The 16,854-nt window shown below is 73.3% G+C and carries 15 protein-coding genes; 5 read left to right on the top strand and 10 right to left on the bottom strand.

Translation table 11 applies throughout. From position 1 onward, the window contains the following. Positions 1-90: 90 nt before the first annotated feature. Both ACWGIS_RS21805 and ACWGIS_RS21800 read right to left on the bottom strand, forming a co-directional pair. Entirely contained in the window at positions 91-1,362 is a 1,272-nt protein-coding gene (locus tag ACWGIS_RS21805; protein ID WP_453364099.1) for an extracellular solute-binding protein, read from the bottom strand. Between the two features lie 173 nt (positions 1,363-1,535). Then, a complete protein-coding gene (locus tag ACWGIS_RS21800) occupies positions 1,536-2,951 on the bottom strand; it encodes a cellulose binding domain-containing protein (RefSeq protein WP_453364098.1) in 1,416 nt (471 codons plus the stop codon). A 208-nt stretch (positions 2,952-3,159) separates the two neighbouring features. Between ACWGIS_RS21800 and ACWGIS_RS21795 the strand changes: the two genes are divergently transcribed. Continuing rightward, complete coding sequence (locus tag ACWGIS_RS21795) at positions 3,160-3,978, top strand: GntR family transcriptional regulator (RefSeq protein ID WP_453364097.1); 819 nt, start codon at positions 3,160-3,162, stop codon at positions 3,976-3,978. A gap of 38 nt (positions 3,979-4,016) precedes the next feature. Then, positions 4,017-4,232: a dodecin gene (locus tag ACWGIS_RS21790; RefSeq protein WP_121407380.1), complete on the top strand. Its 216-nt coding sequence runs from the start codon at positions 4,017-4,019 to the stop codon at positions 4,230-4,232. Between the two features lie 48 nt (positions 4,233-4,280). On the opposite strand, the gene ACWGIS_RS21785 is transcribed toward ACWGIS_RS21790, so the two are convergent. From ACWGIS_RS21785 to ACWGIS_RS21775, 3 genes are read right to left on the bottom strand one after another with little or no spacing between them, the layout of a single operon-like run. Beyond that, complete coding sequence (locus tag ACWGIS_RS21785) at positions 4,281-4,769, bottom strand: phosphatase domain-containing protein (RefSeq protein WP_453364096.1); 489 nt, start codon at positions 4,767-4,769, stop codon at positions 4,281-4,283. A gap of 37 nt (positions 4,770-4,806) precedes the next feature. Continuing rightward, on the bottom strand, positions 4,807-5,577 hold the full coding sequence (locus tag ACWGIS_RS21780) for a TIGR03943 family putative permease subunit (protein WP_453364095.1): 771 nt from the start codon (positions 5,575-5,577) through the stop codon (positions 4,807-4,809). After that, positions 5,574-6,584: a permease gene (locus ACWGIS_RS21775; RefSeq protein WP_453364094.1), complete on the bottom strand. Its 1,011-nt coding sequence runs from the start codon at positions 6,582-6,584 to the stop codon at positions 5,574-5,576. The genes ACWGIS_RS21780 and ACWGIS_RS21775 overlap by 4 nt, the downstream gene beginning before the upstream one ends. Before the next feature lie 226 nt (positions 6,585-6,810). Here ACWGIS_RS21775 and ACWGIS_RS21770 point away from each other — a divergent pair, with 226 nt between their 5' ends. Together ACWGIS_RS21770 and ACWGIS_RS21765 are read left to right on the top strand one after the other, a co-directional pair. After that, on the top strand, positions 6,811-7,830 hold the full coding sequence (locus tag ACWGIS_RS21770; protein WP_453364093.1) for an LLM class flavin-dependent oxidoreductase: 1,020 nt from the start codon (positions 6,811-6,813) through the stop codon (positions 7,828-7,830). A gap of 40 nt (positions 7,831-7,870) precedes the next feature. Next, positions 7,871-10,231, top strand: a complete 2,361-nt coding sequence (locus ACWGIS_RS21765) for an ATP-binding cassette domain-containing protein (protein ID WP_453364092.1) — start codon at positions 7,871-7,873, stop codon at positions 10,229-10,231. 149 nt (positions 10,232-10,380) lie between these two features. Here the strand turns inward: ACWGIS_RS21765 and ACWGIS_RS21760 are convergent, their stop codons facing one another. The 5 genes from ACWGIS_RS21760 to ACWGIS_RS21740 form a co-directional block, all read right to left on the bottom strand. Next, positions 10,381-11,400, bottom strand: coding sequence for a lysophospholipid acyltransferase family protein (locus ACWGIS_RS21760; protein WP_453364133.1), 1,020 nt, complete (start codon positions 11,398-11,400; stop codon positions 10,381-10,383). After that, positions 11,400-12,191: a GNAT family N-acetyltransferase gene (locus ACWGIS_RS21755; RefSeq protein ID WP_453364091.1), complete on the bottom strand. Its 792-nt coding sequence runs from the start codon at positions 12,189-12,191 to the stop codon at positions 11,400-11,402. The genes ACWGIS_RS21760 and ACWGIS_RS21755 overlap by 1 nt, the downstream gene beginning before the upstream one ends. Before the next feature lie 262 nt (positions 12,192-12,453). Further along, positions 12,454-13,203 carry a succinate dehydrogenase/fumarate reductase iron-sulfur subunit gene (locus ACWGIS_RS21750; protein WP_402375162.1) on the bottom strand — a complete coding sequence of 250 codons (750 nt, stop codon included), beginning with the start codon at positions 13,201-13,203 and terminating at the stop codon, positions 12,454-12,456. Next, on the bottom strand, positions 13,200-15,149 hold the full coding sequence (locus tag ACWGIS_RS21745) for a fumarate reductase/succinate dehydrogenase flavoprotein subunit (RefSeq protein WP_453364090.1): 1,950 nt from the start codon (positions 15,147-15,149) through the stop codon (positions 13,200-13,202). Before ACWGIS_RS21745 ends, ACWGIS_RS21750 begins: the two co-directional genes overlap by 4 nt. 1 nt (position 15,150) lies before the next feature. Then, on the bottom strand, positions 15,151-15,858 hold the full coding sequence (locus ACWGIS_RS21740; protein WP_453364089.1) for a succinate dehydrogenase: 708 nt from the start codon (positions 15,856-15,858) through the stop codon (positions 15,151-15,153). An 85-nt stretch (positions 15,859-15,943) separates the two neighbouring features. Here ACWGIS_RS21740 and ACWGIS_RS21735 point away from each other — a divergent pair, with 85 nt between their 5' ends. After that, positions 15,944-16,825, top strand: a complete 882-nt coding sequence (locus ACWGIS_RS21735) for a LysR family transcriptional regulator (RefSeq protein WP_453364088.1) — start codon at positions 15,944-15,946, stop codon at positions 16,823-16,825. Positions 16,826-16,854 lie beyond the last annotated feature (29 nt).

The following is a 16,854-nucleotide window of genomic DNA, read 5'->3' as shown; positions in this document are numbered from 1 at the left end:
GCCCGGCGGGCGCGCGTGCGGCGGGCGCGCGTGCGGTGCGGTTGGCCGGGAGGCCGGGCCCCCGCGTCGGGCCCGGACCGCCCCCGCACGTCACTCCTCGGCCACCGCGAGCGTCTCCGTGATCCGGCGTGAGGCACGGGCGGCCTCGGCCGCGGGGTCGGAGCCGGTGAGGACCTTGGTCATGTAGTCCTTGATCGGGTTGTCCGCCTCCACGGCCGCCCACTCGGGCGAGGAGGGGGTCGCCCGGCCCTGCGCGGCGCCCGCCGCCATGGCCGCGACCCCCTCCTTGTCCGCGACCACACCCGCGAGCGTGGTCTTGTTGGGCACGTAGTCCATCGTCCGGGCCAGTTCCTTCTGCCACTTGGTGCCGGCCAGCGCGGCGATGACGGCGGTCGCCCCGAGCCGGTTGTCGGTGTTCCTGGGCACCACCAGGTCCGAGCCGCCGGTGAAGACGGCGCCGGGCCGGGCCGCCGTCCTGCCCGGCACCGGGAAGTAACCGAGCTTGTCCTCCAGTTCGGGGTTCGCCTGCACGACGGCCCGGGCGAGGCCGGGCACGGCGACGATCTGCGCCACCTGTCCCTTGGCGAACACCCCCGCCTGCGGCGGGTGTTCCTCGTCGGCGTCGACCGGGCCCTCGCCGAGCGCCTGGAGGCGCCGGTAGAAGTCCATGCCGCGCAGCGCGGCCGGCGTGTGCAGGGCTCCTTCCCAGGTCCCGTCGGACTCCGTCGCCAGCTCCCCGCCCTCCTCCCAGACGAATCCGGCGAGGGTGTACCAGTCCTGCCCGGCGAGGTAGATGCCCTGGGTGCCGCCCGAGTCGAGCTTGCGCGTGTCGGCGAGCCACTGTTCGCGGGTCTTCGGGGGCTTCTTGATCCCGGCCCGCGCGAAGAGGTCCTTGCGGTAGATCACCACGCGGTTGGCGGCGTACCAGGGGATGCCGTACTGCCGGAAGACGTACTTGCCCGGTTCGGCGAGTCCGGGGAGCCAGTCGTCCCTGCCCCAGTCGCGCATCGACTCGAGCGTCAGGTCGAGCAGCCCGTCCCCCGCGACGTACTGGGGGACCTGGGTGTTGCCGACCTCGATCACGTCGGGGGCGTTCTCGGCCGGCCCTTTGAGCGCGGCCTGCACCTTGTCGCCGATCCCCGTCCACTGCTGGATGCGGATGTCGAGCTCGATGTCGCCGTGGGTCCGCTCGAACTCGTCGGTGAAGCGGGCGATGAAGTCCTTGGACGCGCTGTCCTTCATCAGCCACACCGTCACGGTCCGCCGGTCGGGGCCCGTGTCGGGCAGGGCTCCGCAGGCGGTCAGCAGGGACGCGGAGGCCAGGGTCGAGGCGAGGAGTGCGACAGCGGTTCGACGTCTCACGAGGGGTCCTGTTCTGTCTTGCGGACAGGGGGAGGGAGCCCGACATGGGGGGACGAGCGGGTGCGCTCGCACGGGTGTGCAGGATTTTGGTATGGACCAATCGAGCCGTCAAGAGCGGAACCGGCCACCGAAGGTGCGGCACCGGTCCCCCTCGGACCGGTGCCGCCGTCCGTTCAGCTTCCCGGCACGGTGTCCTGGAAGGTCGTCCCGGCACTGCGGAACGCGGCGACCTTGGCGGCCACCTGCGCCGGGGTGAGGACCTGGTCCTTGACGTGCAGGACGTAGTCCACCTGCTGGTCGTAGGCGCGCGGGGTGGTGCTCGTCTGGCCCGCCAGGTCGATCAGCCACTGGTTGAAGTTGATCGACATGGGCCGCTCGGGCAGGTAGGCGGCGCCGTGCGTCCCGAAGGGCTGCCCGTCGACGTAGTACGTGATGCCGCTTCCGTCGATGGTCACCACCAGGTCGTGCCAGCCGGCGTAGCTCTGCCGGGCCTCGCTGTGCTGGTTGACCGCCTCCCAGGGGTCGGGCCGGTAGGTCTCCCAGGACGTCGTGTAGAGGATGTTCGACGGCTCGCCCCAGCCGCCGTTGGGGAGGTACTCGAAGTCGTACTCCGCGTAGTCGTCGGCCATCGGGGCGGTCAGGTCGTTGATGGTGAAGAACGTCTGGACGAGGTGGTCGCCGTCCGGTCCGGACCGCGGGGCGTCGGAGAACCGGACGCGCGCCGCGTACGTCCCGTTCTTGAACTTCAGCGCCTTGGTGAGGACTTCGGTCTGCTCGGTCGACGCCCCGGTGCCCGCGGTCGACGTCTCCAGGTTCATCACGGAGTTGCCGTTGGCGTTCACGAAGGTGACGTTCTCCGGGGCCCAGGTGGCTCCGGGCACGCCGGGTCCGCCGGAGTTGGAGCGCACGTTCCAGCCGTGCTCGGAGATCTTCGGGTCGGTGTGGCCGCCGTAGTTGAAGTCGTCGAAGAGCGCGGCCCCGTTCGGGGGCGGGTCCGTGGGGTCCGTGGGCCCGGGACCGGGCTCGTTGCCCGCGGGCGCGGTCCCCCAGACGAGTGCGTCGGCGCGGGTCGCCGTGACCTGGCTCCAACTCGCGTACGAGGTCTGGGCGGCGCCGAACGAGTAGTCGTCGCTCTGCTTGAGCGTCTGCCAGTCGGTGCGGTGGAAGCGCAGCTGCATGTCCCCGGTGTCGGCGCCCGGGGCGAGCGAGCCGGCGCCGGAGGTGAAGCCGATCTCCAGGTAGCGGTCGGCGGTCGCCGTCGGCGAGGCGAGCGTGCCGAAGGTGCCGGTGATGTTGGAGCAGCCCTTCACGGCCCAGGAGCAGGCGAACCGGTAGGTCGTGCCCGGGCTGTCGGCCTTGAAGTAGTACCGGAGCCGCACCTGGCTCAGCGGTACGGACGTGCCCGAGGTGTTGGTCACCTTGAGCCAGGGTTCGCTCTGGTCGGCGCTCGCGCCGGTCGCACTGGTGCGGTACTGGACGCTCAGTCCGTCGCCGGCCGCGTTCGCGGGCAGTGCGGTCAGCCCGGCGAACGCCAGTCCCGCCGCTGCGACGCCGACGGCGATGCGAAGTCTGGTGCCTTGTCGGTTCATGGATGAATCTCCTTTCGGAGTTCCGGAAGCCGCGGCCTTACCAATTGGTCAGCTGACCACTTACGCGTGGTTGAAGGTGGCATAGACCAATGGGCGCGTCAAGGGCCCGCGCTGCAAGGGGAGTTGACGGCTCCTCCTCGTCAAGTGGTCAGGTGACTGGTTACGATCGGCGTGACCGGCCGGGCCGGCGACGGGGAGGGTCGAGCGCATGGACGGAATGCTGAAGCGGGAGCGGGTACGCGATGTCCTGCTCGGCCTGGTCGAGGAGCGCGGTCCCGGGGCCGCGATCCCCTCCGAGCGCACCCTCTGCTCCCAACTCGGGGTTTCCCGGCCCACGTTGCGGGCCGCCGTGGACGAACTCGTCGCCACGGGGCTGCTGGTGCGCGAGCACGGCCGGGGCATGTTCGTGGCTCCCGAGAAGATCACCCAGGAGATCGTCGCCGGGCACCGGCCGGCCCGCGTGCCGCCCGCCGCCGGCACCTGGTCGAGCCGCATCCTGGAACTGACGAGGATCCGCGCGGGCGCCCGGGTCGGCCGGAAACTGCGCATGTCACCCGCCTCCGAGCTGCTCTACGTCGCGCGCCAGCGACTGGTCGACGGCGTGCCCATGGCCATCGAGCATCTGCACATCCCGGCGGAACTGGTGCCCACGCTGACCGCCGCCGAGCTGGAGGCGGGCGACCTCTACGAGCATCTGCGGGACCACCACGGGATCTCCGTCCACGAGGCGACCCAGTCGATCGAGCCGACCGTCGTCAGCGAGGCCGAGGCGAAGATCCTCGGCGTTCCCGTCCTCTCCCCGGCGCTCCTCATCGAGCGCCTGACCACGGACACCGCCGACCGTCCCGTCGAGTACGTCCACTCCCTCTACCGGGGCGACCGCTACCGCATCGTCTCGCGGCTGTCGCTGGCGCCGCCCCGCCCGGGCTCCGGCGCGGGGGCGGACGGCGGGGAGACCGCGGGCGACTTCGCCCACGGGGTGCCCGACATCTCGCGCACGGCCGCGCTCTGGGGCACCGTGGAGTGACGCGTGGCACAGGCGCCACGGCGAGAGGAGCTACCCGCATGTCCAACCACACCTATCGGGTCACCGAGATCGTCGGCACCTCGACGGAGGGCGTCGACCAGGCCGTCCGCAACGGGATCGCCCGGGCCTCGCAGACCCTGCGCAACCTCGACTGGTTCGAGGTCACGCAGGTCAGGGGCCAGATCGAGAACGGGCAGATCGAGCACTACCAGGTCGGTCTCAAGGTCGGCTTCCGTCTGGAGGACGGCGACTGACCCGCCGCGCGCCCGTACCGCGGTCCCTCGCGGGAGGTGTCGGCCCGGTCAGGTCCGGCCCTCCCGTTCCTGCGCGTCCTTCAGCGCGGCGGAGGTGGCCGCCCAGCGGGCCCGTACGACGGTGAAGCCGGCCCGCTCGGCGTCCGCGCAGACGAGCTCGTCGTCGTCCACGAACACGCGGATCTCACGCTCCCGGGCCAGCCGGCGCAGGATCTCCAGCTTGGTGCGGCGGGCGGGCCTGCGGTCGTCGTCGCGGCGCATCCGCAGCGTCCCCTCGGGCAGCCCCTGCGCGGCGAGCCAGGCGAGCGTGTCGCGGCGGCAGCGCTCGGGACGGCCGGTGAGGTAGAGGACTTCGCACTCCCCGGCGCTGTCGCGCGCCAGCGCCACGCCCTCCTCCAGCGGCGGGTCGTGCGGGGCCGCCGCGAAGAACGCGTCCCAGTCCCGGGGCTTCCGCTCCAGGAACCGCTGGCGGTGCGCGGTGTCGGCGAGCGTTCCGTCGAGATCGAATACGGCCAGGGGCCTGCTGTTCCTCGTCACGCCGACCACCTTAGGAGCACGGCGTGCGGGCGGGCCGTCAGCTGTTCCAGCTCTCGTCGTACGGGTCGCGCGGGGCCGGGACGGGCTCGGCCCGGTCGACGTCGATGAACGGGATCCGGCCGCCGTTCACCGGGTCCGTCGTCCGCCGGCCGGTGTAGTGGCCGACGACGACCAGCCAGGTGTCGGGCTGGAGGACGGGCGGGACCCGTCCGGACAGACCGACCTTGACGGGCTGCGCGTCGGCGGCGCAGCAGTTGAGCGCCATGCGGACCAGGTAGGGCGTGCCGTCCCGGCCGAGAGCGACGAACCCGGTGATCTCGACACGCCGTCCGCCGAGCGAGCGCCCGTGGTCGTAGGCGGCGCGCCCCGCGTAGTCGACGAGGCTGAGGCGCAGGGGGTCGCCGGCGGGCAGGCCGGGGTAGCCGAAGGGCTGCTGGAGGGCCGTACCGGCGTGCATGGCGCTGTAGGAGCCCAGCGCGGGCGGGGCGACCAGGATCAGCGCGAGCAGCGGCAGGACCAGCAGCCAGGCGACGCGCGGCTCCCGGTGGGCGTGCCCGTGCCCGTCCGCCTCCTCGGGGCCGTCGCCGCTTCCGTCGACGGCTTCCCGTCCCGGACCGTCCTTCGGCGCGGGCGGCCGCAGTTCGTAGCGGACGGTGGCGACGGCGGTGGCGATCAGGACGACGCCGGCCGCGATCAGCAGCGGACGCAGACCGGCCTTGACGTACCGCAGGTAGAGGTCGGTGAAGGAGGCGTGCAGCACCGCGGCGCCGGTGAGGAAGAGCACGGCCGCCTGCGCCTGCCGGTTCACAGGAGCACCGCCCCGACGAGGGCCGACACGAGGACGGCGAGGGTGAAGGTCGCCGGGGCGAACCGCAGGGCGAACCCACGCCCGAACGTGGCGGTCTGCATGGCGAACAGCTTCAGGTCGATCATGGGCCCGACGACCAGGAAGGCCAGCCGGGCGGTGAGCGAGAACTGGGACAGGGACGCCACCACGAACGCGTCGGCCTCCGAGCAGATCGACAGCAGCACGGCCAGCACCGCCAGGGCGAGAACCGCGACCACGGGGTTGCCGGCCGCCGTCCGCAGCCAGCCCGCCGGCACCACGGCCTTGAGCGTCGCCGCCGCCATCGCCCCGACCACGAGGAACCCGCCCGCGTGCATCACGTCGTGCCGCACGGACCCCCAGAACGCCGCTCCCCTGCCGTGGCCCCCGGGCGACGGAGGGGCGGGCGGGCGCAGCCAGTCGGCGCGCCCCAGCCGCTGCCACAGCCAGCCCATCAGACAGGCCACCAGCAGACTCGCCAGGAAGCGGGCCAGGACCATCCGGGGTTCGCGCGGGAACGCGACGGCGGTCGCGGTCAGCACGATCGGGTTGATCGCCGGGGCGGACAGCAGGAAGGCCAGCGCGGCCGCGGGAGTGACACCACGGCGCACCAGCGCGCCCGCCACCGGTACGGACGCGCACTCGCAGCCGGGCAGCACGGCCCCCGCCATCCCGGCCACCGGGACGGCGAGGGCGGGGCGCGCGGGCAGCGCACGGGCGAAGAACGACGGCGGGACGAACACGGCGATGGCCGCCGACAGCAGGACGCCGAGGACGAGGAAGGGCAGCGCCTGCACGACCACCGCGACGAACACGGTCGTCCAGCTCTGCATCACCGGCTCGGCCAGCGCCCTGCGGACCGGCCCCTGGAACGCGACCACCACGAGCAGCACCATGGTGAGCACGAGGGGCGAGCTGAACTGCCAGCCCTGCGGATCGCCGGACTCCTGCCGCCCGGCACGCGGCGGGGCTTCCTTGATGGTCGTCACGGGTGAGGTACCTCCGGCGTGGCACGGCTGCGTGGGCTGATGCCCTCCCCTTCAGTACGCCGGTCGGGGCGCACCTGCTCAGGCGGATGCGCCCCGTCCTGGAAGTCGCGGGCCGTCAGCGGTGTTGTACCGGGCAGATCGACAGCGGCGCAGCCGAACGCACGGAACCGGTCGGCGAGAACGCCGAACGGACCGGCGTACCGGCCTTCGGGCGAAGGGACCCCGCGTGGAAGCCACACGTTTCTCCGTACTCGACCGTTCCCGCACCCGGGAGGGGCACGACGGGGCGGGGGCGCTGCGGGACACCGTGGCCCTGGCGCGGGAGCTGGAGACGCTCGGCTACCACCGGGTCTGGGTCTCGGAGCATCACGGCGTGCCCGGGATCGCGGGTTCGGCGCCGACGGTGCTGGCCGCGGCGGTCGCGGCCGCGACCCGCCGCATCCGGGTGGGCACCGGCGGCGTGATGCTGCCGAACCACCGTCCGCTGGTGGTGGCCGAGCAGTTCGGCGTGCTGGAGTCCCTCTTCCCGGGCCGGATCGACATGGGGCTCGGGCGCTCCGTGGGCTTCACGGACGGGGTGCGCAGGGCGCTGGGCCGGGACAAGGAGGACGCCGAGGACTTCGCGGCCCAGCTCGACGAACTGCTCGGGTGGTTCCGGGGCACGTCCCCGACCGGGGTCCACGCACGCCCGGCGGAGGGGCTGCGGGTGCCGCCCTTCGTCCTGGCCCTCGGCGAGGGCGCCGACGTCGCGGCGCGGGCCGGGCTGCCCCTGGTCATCGGCGGCCTCGGGGGTGACAGGACGCGGCGCGGCATCGACCGCTACCGGGAGGCGTTCCGTCCCTCCCCGTGGGCGCGGGAACCGTACGTGGTGGTGTCCGGCACGGTGGCGGTCGCCGCCGGCGAGGAGGAGGCACGCCGGATCCTCGTCCCCGAGGCCTGGTCGATGGCGTACTCCCGCACCCACGGCACGTTCCCGCCGCTCCCGCCCGCCGAACGGGTGGAGGCGCTCGCCATGACCGCCCGGGAGCGGGAGTTCTACGAGTCCGGGCTGACCGGCCACATCGCCGGCACCGAGGACCAGGTGGCCGACGCCCTGCGGACGCTGGTCGCGGAGACCGGCGCCCAGGAGGTGCTCGTCACCACCAGTACGTACGACCGCGACGCGCTGCTGGACTCCTACCGGCGGCTCGCCCGGGTCGCCGGACTGGCGGCCACCCACCGGGGTGCCCTCGCGCGCACCCCGTAGGATCGTGGGGTTTTGTCCCCCGTCCCCGGGAGCCCGGCCCATGCACAGCCCCCACGACCCGTACGTCCGCGTGCGCGGTGCCCGCGAGCACAATCTCCAGGGCGTCGACGTCGACATCCCGCGGGACGCGCTGGTGGCGTTCACCGGGGTGTCCGGGTCGGGGAAGTCCTCCCTCGCCTTCGGGACGGTCTACGCGGAGGCGCAGCGGCGCTACTTCGAGTCGGTCGCCCCCTACGCCCGCAGGCTGATCCACCAGATCGGGGCTCCGAAGGTCGGGGAGATCACCGGGCTGCCGCCCGCGGTGTCGCTCCAGCAGCGGCGCTCGACGCCCGGTTCGCGGTCCTCGGTCGGCACGGTCACCACCCTCTCGAACTCGCTGCGAATGCTGTTCTCGCGCGCCGGTGACTACCCCGCCGGCGCGGAGCGGCTGGACTCGGACGCCTTCTCGCCGAACACGGCCGCCGGGGCCTGCCCGGAGTGCCACGGGCTCGGCCGTGTGCACCGGACGACCGAGGAGTCCCTGGTCCCGGACCCCTCGCTGTCGATCCGCGAGGGCGCGATCGCCGCCTGGCCGGGAGCCTGGCAGGGCAAGAACCTGCGCGACGTCCTCGCCGCGCTGGGACACGACGTGGACCGGCCCTGGCGCGAACTGCCCGCCGAACAGCGGGAGTGGATCCTGTTCACGGACGAGCAGCCCGTCGTCACCGTGCATCCCGTGCGCGACGCCGACCGCATCCAACGCCCCTACCAGGGCACGTACATGAGCGCCCGGCGCTACGTCATGAAGACGTTCGCCGACTCCAGGAGCGCGACGCTGCGCGCCAGGGCCGAGCGGTTCCTGGAGAGTGCGCCCTGCCCGGTCTGCGAGGGCCGGCGGCTGCGTCCCGAGGCGCTGGCGGTGACGTTCGGCGGGCGGACGATCGCCGAGCTGGCCGCACTGCCGCTGACCGAGCTGGCCGGGTCGCTGGAGCCGCGGGGAGAGACGGCGCGGGTCCTGACGGACGACCTGAGGGCGCGGATCGCACCCGTCGTCGAGCTGGGTCTCGGCTATCTCAGCCTGGACCGCGCGACCCCCACCCTGTCCGCGGGCGAGCTGCAACGGCTGCGCCTGGCCACGCAGTTGCGCTCCGGGCTGTTCGGTGTCGTCTACGTCCTGGACGAGCCGTCGGCGGGGCTGCACCCGGCGGACACCGAGGCCCTGCTCACGGTGCTGGAGCGGCTGAAGGCGGCGGGCAACTCGGTGTTCGTGGTGGAGCACCAGCTCGACGTGGTGCGCGGCGCGGACTGGGTGGTCGACGTCGGCCCGCACGCGGGCGAGCGCGGCGGACGCGTGCTGTACAGCGGTCCGGTCGCCGGCCTGGCCGACGTGGCGGAGTCGGCGACGGCCCGCCACCTCTTCCACCGCCCGCCCGGGCCGGCGCGGGAGGTGCGCGCCGCGCGCGGCCGGGTGAAGGTCGGGCCGGTCGGCAGGCACAACCTGCGCGGGGTGACCGCCGAGTTCCCGCTCGGGGTGTTCACGGCGGTCACCGGCGTCTCCGGGTCGGGGAAGTCCACCCTGGTCGGGGAGCTGAGCGATGAACTGCCGGGCGTGGAGCGGCTCGTGGCCGTCGACCAGAAGCCCATCGGCCGGACGCCGCGCTCCAACCTGGCCACCTACACGGGGCTGTTCGACGTCGTGCGCAAGGTGTTCGCGGCAACCGACGAGGCGAAGCGGCGCCGGTACGGTGTGGGGCGCTTCTCCTTCAACGTCGCGGGCGGGCGCTGCGAGACCTGCCAGGGCGAGGGGTTCGTCAGCGTGGAGCTGCTCTTCCTGCCGAGCACGTACGCCCCGTGCCCCGACTGCGGCGGGGCCCGCTACAACCCCGAGACGCTCGAAGTGACGTACCGCAGGCGGAACATCGCGGAGGTGCTCGACCTGACGGTGGAGGCCGCCGCCGGGTTCTTCGCGGACACTCCGGCCGTCGCCCGCAGCCTCTCCGCGCTGCTCGACGTGGGACTCGGCTATCTGCGGCTCGGGCAGCCCGCGACGGAGCTGTCCGGCGGGGAGGCCCAGCGCATCAAGCTGGCCGGTGAGTTGCAGCGGGTGCGGCGCGGCTCCACGCTCTACCTCCTCGACGAGCCGACGACGGGACTGCACCCGGCCGACGTCGAGCTCCTGACGCGCCGGCTGCACGAGCTGGTCGACGCGGGCCACACCGTGGTGGTCGTCGAGCACGACATGGCGGTGGTGGCGGGGGCGGACTGGGTGATCGACCTCGGACCGGGCGGGGGCGACGCGGGCGGACGGATCGTGGCGGCGGGGCCTCCGGCGGAGGTGGCGGCCGTACGGGAGAGCAGCACGGCCCGCCATCTCGCCGCGCACCTCGCCCGCACCCCGCCCGCGGGGCCGCCCACCGGCTGAGGGACAGCGCCCGCAGGACACCCCGGACGGCCGTGCCCCGCGCGAGCACGGCCCGCCATCTCGCGGCGCACCCTCGCCCGCACCCCGCCCGCGGGCCCGCGTACCGCCGTTGCGGCGGCCGGGTCGTCAGGACCAGGGCCGGCGGAACCTCACCCGCCGTGGACGGAGGAGTGCCGAACCGCCGGAGCGCCACCGGACGGCAGTCGCCGTGCCTTCCGCTCCGGCACCGTGGTCCGCCCGGACGCGCCCGCCCGCAGCGGCCCCGGTGACACCGCGCCGCCCCACTCCACGGCCCGCTGGGCCGCACGGGCCAGGCCCCGCCGGTCGGTGTGGGTCCCCGGGGCGAGCGGCGCGCGTACCTCCACCTCGGCGACCAGGCCGCGTGCCGTGGCCACGCGCCACAGCGACGCCGGCAGCGAGTCGTCGCCGACGAAGGCGGGCGCGGTGGTGGCCGCTCCCCCGGCGAGCCGGTAGCGGACGCGCACCGGCTGGACGGGTACACCGGCGTCGAGCGCGGCCTGGAAGACGGCCCGCCGGAAGCGGCCCTGGGCCCGGCCGCACCAGGTGCTGCCCTCGGGGAAGGCCACCACCGCGGCGCCCGCGCGAAGGGCCTCCGTGATCCGCGCGACGGTGTGCGGCAGCGCCCGCAGCCGGTCGCGCTCGATGAACAGGGTGCCGCCGCGCGCGGCGAGCCCGCCCGCCACCGGCCACCGCCCGACCTCCGACTTGGCCAGCATGCGGCCCGGCCGGACGGCGGCGAGGAGCGGTATGTCGAGCCAGGAGATGTGGTTGGCGACGAGCAGCAGGCCACCGGCCGGCGCGGCCGTGCCGGTGATGCGCACGCGGACGCCCGAGGCCCGGACCACGGCCCGGCACATGTGCCGGACCAGCCGGTCCCGTGTCCCCGCCGGTGTCCTGGCGAGGACGGGGATCAGCGCGATCCCCGTGATGGTCAGCGCCAGCACCGCCGCCAGCCGGAGGGCGGCCAGCGGCACCGCGGCCATGCCGCCCGGGTCCGGCACGCAGGAGGGCGGGGAGCAGGGCGCGCTGGGCAGCCAGGCGCTCGGGGCCGCGGGAGTCCCGGCCGGGCGGACGGCCGGGACCAGGGGCGTCGGACGCGGCGCGCGCGGGTGCGGCAGGCGCACCGCGGCGGGCGTGGGGAGCCGCATCACGCCGGGACGAGCGAGAGGAAGTGCCGCAGGTAGCGCGGGTCGACGCGGCGCATCGACAGCAGCACGTACAGGTCGGCGACGCCGAAGTCCGGGTCGTGCGCGGGCTCCCCGCAGACCCAGGCGCCGAGGCGCAGGTAGCCGCGCAGCAGCGGGGGCAGGTCACGGCGCGCGGCTCCCGGGACCGGGGTGCGGTCGGGCCCGGCGGTGTCCGGCGACCACGGGAGCAGCGGCCGTACGCGGTACTCCTCGGGCGCCAGGTGCTTGGTCCGCACCCGCTCCCAGGTGCTCGCGGCGAGCGCGCCGCCGTCGCCGAGCGGGAGGGAGCAGCAGCCGGCGAGCCACTCGTGGCCGCCGTCCACCATGTAGCGGGCGATGCCCGCCCAGATGAGTCCGATGACCGCGCCGTCCCGGTGGTCGGGGTGCACGCAGGAGCGCCCGACCTCGACGAGGCCGGGGCGGATCGCGGCGAGCGGTCCGAGGTCGAACTCGGACTCGGAGTAGAGCCGTCCGGCGATCGCCGCCCGCTCCGGGGGCAGCAGCCGGTAGGTGCCGACGACCTGGTCCGTGAGGGTGTCGCGAACCAGCAGGTGGTCGCAGTAGGCGTCGAAGGGGTCGATGTCGAGGCCGGGCTGCGGGGAGGCGAGCAGGGCGCCCATCTCCCCGGCGAAGACCTCGTGGCGCAGCCGCTGCGCGGCCCGCACGTCGGCCTCGTCGCGGGCCAGGGTGACGGTGTAGCGGGCGGGGGACGTCGGCTGCGGCGGGCTGGCGAGGGTGGAAACGCCGGTCATGGCACTCTCCTGGTCACGGGCCGGTTCGGCGGAGCGGCGCAGACCGGATCGGTGCGGTCTGTGCGCTCCTGTTCTTCCGATGCCGATTGGCGTGCGCGTGACCTGTGCCAGGAGCCGGGATGTGGGGATGCTGAATGCCCGGGGGCGCCCCGTGCCGCGTCCGGGCGCCGGGCCCGGGGAGTGCGAGACGGGACCGGGGATGAGCACCACTCCCGGTCCCGCCCGTCCGCACCCTGTCGGCGAACGTCCTGTGAAGAGAGGGCTACCGCCTGCCCGCCTTGCGGGTCGCGCGCAGCCACTCCTTGTTCATGCCGGTGATGGAGACCAGCGGGATGCCCTTGGGGCAGGCGGTGGCGCACTCACCGGCGAGGGTGCAGCCGCCGAAGCCCTCCTCGTCCATCTGCGCCACCATGTCGAGCACGCGGGTCTCCCGCTCGGGGGCGCCCTGCGGCAGCACATTGAGGTGGTTGACCTTCGCCGAGGTGAACAGCATCGCCGAACCGTTCGGGCAGGCGGCCACGCAGGCGCCGCAGCCGATGCACTCCGCGTGCTCGAAGGCGAAGTCGGCGTCGGGCTTGGGCACGGGCGTCGCGTGGGCCTCGGGCGCGGCGCCGGTCGGGGCGGTGACGTAGCCGCCGGACTGGATGATCCGGTCGAACGCCGACCGGTCGACCACGAGGTCCTTCACGACCGGGAAGGCCGAGGCGCGCCACGGCTCGACGTCGATCGTGTCGCCGTCCTGGAAGGACCGCATGTGCAGCTGGCAGGACGTGGTGCGCTCGGGGCCGTGCGCCTCGCCGTTGATGACGAGCGAGCAGGCGCCGCAGATGCCCTCGCGGCAGTCGTGGTCGAAGGCGACGGGGTCCTCGCCCTTGAGGATGAGTTCCTCGTTGAGGGTGTCGAGCATCTCCAGGAAGGACATGTCGGCCGAGATGCCGTCCACCTCGTACGTGGACATCGCTCCGTCGGCGTCGGCGGCGCGCTGGCGCCAGACGCGCAGGGTGAGCTTCATGCGTAGCTCCGCTGGGTGGGGTGGACGTACTCGAAGACGAGGTCTTCCTTGTGCAGGACGGGGGCCTCGCCGGTGCCGGTGAACTCCCAGGCGGCGGCGTAGGAGAACGTGTCGTCCTTGCGGGCGGCCTCGCCGTCCGGGGTCTGGGACTCCTCGCGGAAGTGGCCGCCGCAGGACTCGGACCGGTGCAGTGCGTCGAGGCACATGAGTTCGGCGAGTTCCAGGTAGTCGACGACGCGGTTGGCCTTCTCCAGCGACTGGTTGAACTCCTCGCCGGTGCCGGGCACCTTGATGCGCCGCCAGAACTCCTCGCGGATCTGCGGGATGCGCTCCAGCGCCTTGCGCAGTCCGCTCTCGCTGCGGGCCATGCCGCAGAACTCCCACATCAGCTCGCCGACTTCGCGGTGGAAGGAGTCCGGGGTGCGGTCGCCGTCGACGGCGAGGAGCAGCCGCAGCCGGTCCTCGGTCTCCGCCAGCACCTCCTGGACGACGGGGTGTTCGTCGGTGACCGCCTCGTGGTGGGGGTGGCGCGCGAGGTAGTCGTTGATGGTGGACGGCAGCACGAAGTAGCCGTCGGCGAGGCCCTGCATCAGGGCGGAGGCGCCGAGCCGGTTCGCGCCGTGGTCGGAGAAGTTGGCCTCGCCGATCGCGAAGAGGCCCGGGATGGTGGTCTGGAGGTCGTAGTCGACCCACAGTCCGCCCATCGTGTAGTGCACGGCGGGATAGATCCGCATGGGCACCGTGTACGGGTCCTCGGCGGTGATCCGGGCGTACATGTCGAAGAGGTTGCCGTACTTCTCCTCGACCTTCCCGCGGCCCATGCGGGCGATGGCGTCGGCGAAGTCGAGGTAGACGCCCTGGCCGCCGGGGCCGACCCCGCGGCCCTCGTCGCAGACGTTCTTCGCGGCCCGGGACGCGATGTCGCGCGGCACGAGGTTGCCGAAGGAGGGGTAGACGCGCTCCAGGTAGTAGTCGCGCTCGTCCTCGGGGATCTCGTTCGGCGGCCGGGTGTCGCCCTTGGCCTTCGGGACCCAGATGCGTCCGTCGTTGCGCAGCGACTCGCTCATCAGGGTGAGCTTCGACTGGTGCTCGCCGGTGCGCGGGATGCACGTGGGGTGGATCTGGGTGAAGCAGGGGTTGGCGAACCAGGCGCCGCGCCGGTGCGCCCGCCAGATCGCGGTCGCGTTGGAGTTCATGGCGTTCGTCGACAGGTAGAAGACGTTGCCGTAGCCGCCGCTGGCGAGGACGACGGCGTCCGCGTAGTGGGTGTCGACGCGGCCGGTGATCAGGTCGCGGGCGACGATGCCGCGCGCCCGTCCGTCGACCACGATCAGGTCGAGCATCTCGGTACGCGGGTGCATCTCGACGTTGCCCGCGGCGATCTGCCGGGACAGTGCCTGGTAGGCGCCGAGCAGGAGCTGCTGGCCCGTCTGGCCGCGGGCGTAGAAGGTGCGGGAGACCTGGACGCCGCCGAAGGAGCGGGTGTCGAGGAGGCCGCCGTACTCGCGGGCGAAGGGGACGCCCTGCGCGACGCACTGGTCGATGATCTCGACGGAGATCTGGGCGAGGCGGTGGACGTTGGACTCGCGGGCCCTGAAGTCGCCGCCCTTGACGGTGTCGTAGAACAGCCGGTGGACGGAGTCGCCGTCGTTGCGGTAGTTCTTCGCCGCGTTGATGCCGCCCTGCGCGGCGATGGAGTGCGCCCGGCGGGGCGAGTCCTGATAGCAGAACTGCACGACGTGGTAGCCCTGTTCGGCGAGCGTGGCGCCGGCCGAACCGCCGGCCAGGCCCGTGCCGACGACGATCACGGTGTGCTTGCGGCGGTTGGCGGGGTTGACCAGCCGGGCCTCGAAGCGCCGGGTGTCCCAGCGCTGGTCGACCGGGCCCGCCGGGGCCTTGGTGTCGACGGCCGGTTCACCTGTCGTGTATTCGGCATAGGAGGTCATGTCAGCTCACCACTCCGGTCATCACGGCCACGGGTACGGAGACGAAGCCCAGGGTCAGCACCAGCGCGAGGGCGTTGGCGGTGGCCTTGAGGGCCCGGTCGCGGGTGCGGCTCCCGGCACCCAGGGTCTGTGCCGCGCTCCAGAAGCCGTGCCGGACGTGCAGGCCGAGCGCGAGCATCGCGACGATGTAGACGACGTCGCCGTACCAGGTCGAGAAGGTGTCGATGACGTTCTGGTAGGGGTGCCCGGACTGGAAGCCGCCGGGGTGCGCGGTGCCGGTGGTCAGGTCGAGTATGTGCCAGACGATGAAGAGGCCGAGGATGATGCCGCCCCATCGCATGGTGCGCGTCGCGTAGCTCGCCCGCGGCTTCCGGTGGACGTACTGGGTGGGGCGCGCCCTGATGTCGCGGCGGCTGAGCTGGTACGCGGCGGCGGCGTGGGCGACGACCGCGGCGACGAGGACGACGCGGACCAGCCAGAGCGTCCACTCGTAGTGCATGAAGGGCTCGCCGACCGTGCGCAGCCAGTGCGCGTAGTGGTCGAACTCCCCCTCGCCGAAGAAGATCTTCAGGTTGCCGATCATGTGGACGACCAGGTAGAGCAGCATGATCAGGCCGCTGACGGCCATCACCGTCTTCTTCCCGACGGAGCTGTCCCACACGGTGCGTGCGAGGGACGGCCGTCGGTCCGTCCGCGTTCCCAGAGCCATGTCACGGAACGCTAGGCCCCCCGACCCCGATCGGTCCAAGACATGGTTCGGCTCGTTTCCATAGGCGTGGCCTATCATCGGTTCCGTGCAGTTCCATCAGCTCCAGTACTTCGTCGCGGTCGCCGAGACCCGGCACTTCACGCGGGCCGCCGACCTCGTCCACGTCGCCCAGCCCTCCCTGTCCCAGCAGATCAAGGCGCTGGAGCGGGAGCTGGGGGCGGACCTCTTCCAGCGGGCGCGCGGCAACATCACGCTGACGGACGCCGGCGAGGCGCTGCTGCCGCTCGCGCGCCGCATCCTGGCCGACGCGGACACCGCCCGGCACGAGGTGCAGGAGCTGGCCCAGCTGCGCAGCGGCCGGGTCCGGCTCGGGGCCACCCCGAGCCTGTGCACCGGGCTGCTCCCGGACGTGCTGCGGGCCTTCCACGACCGTTATCCGGGCATCCGGCTGCTGATCGAGGAGGGCGGCTCCCACGATCTCGTACGGGAGCTGGCGCGCGGCGCCCTGGACCTGGCGCTGGTCGTCCTGCCGCTGCCGACGCCGTCCCCGGCGCTGACCACCGTCGAGGTGCTGCGGGAGGACCTGGTGGTCGTGTCGTCGCCGGACGCGCCCGCGCCGGGCCGGGGCCGCACCGTACGGATCTCCGACCTGGAGGGCGAGCGTCTGGTGATGTTCCGGCACGGCTACGACCTGCGCGAGCTGACCGTCGCCGCCTGCCGGGCCGAGGGCTTCGAGCCGGACTTCGCCGTCGAGGGCGGCGAGATGGACGCGGTGCTGGGCTTCGTCGGGGCGGGTCTGGGCGTGGCCGTCGTCCCGCGCATGGTGGCCACCCGGTCCGGGCGCGGACTGCGGGTGACGCCGCTGGCCAGGCCGGGCCTGCACCGGACGATCGCCCTGGCCCACCGCAGCGACGTGGCTCCCCCGCGGGCGGCGCGCGAACTCCAGCGGATGCTGCTGGAACGCTGAGCGGAGGCCGGGGCCGGCCCTCGCACGGA

Source organism: Streptomyces sp. NPDC054842 (assembly GCF_053611025.1).
This window is presented reverse-complemented; position numbering and strand designations above follow the sequence as displayed.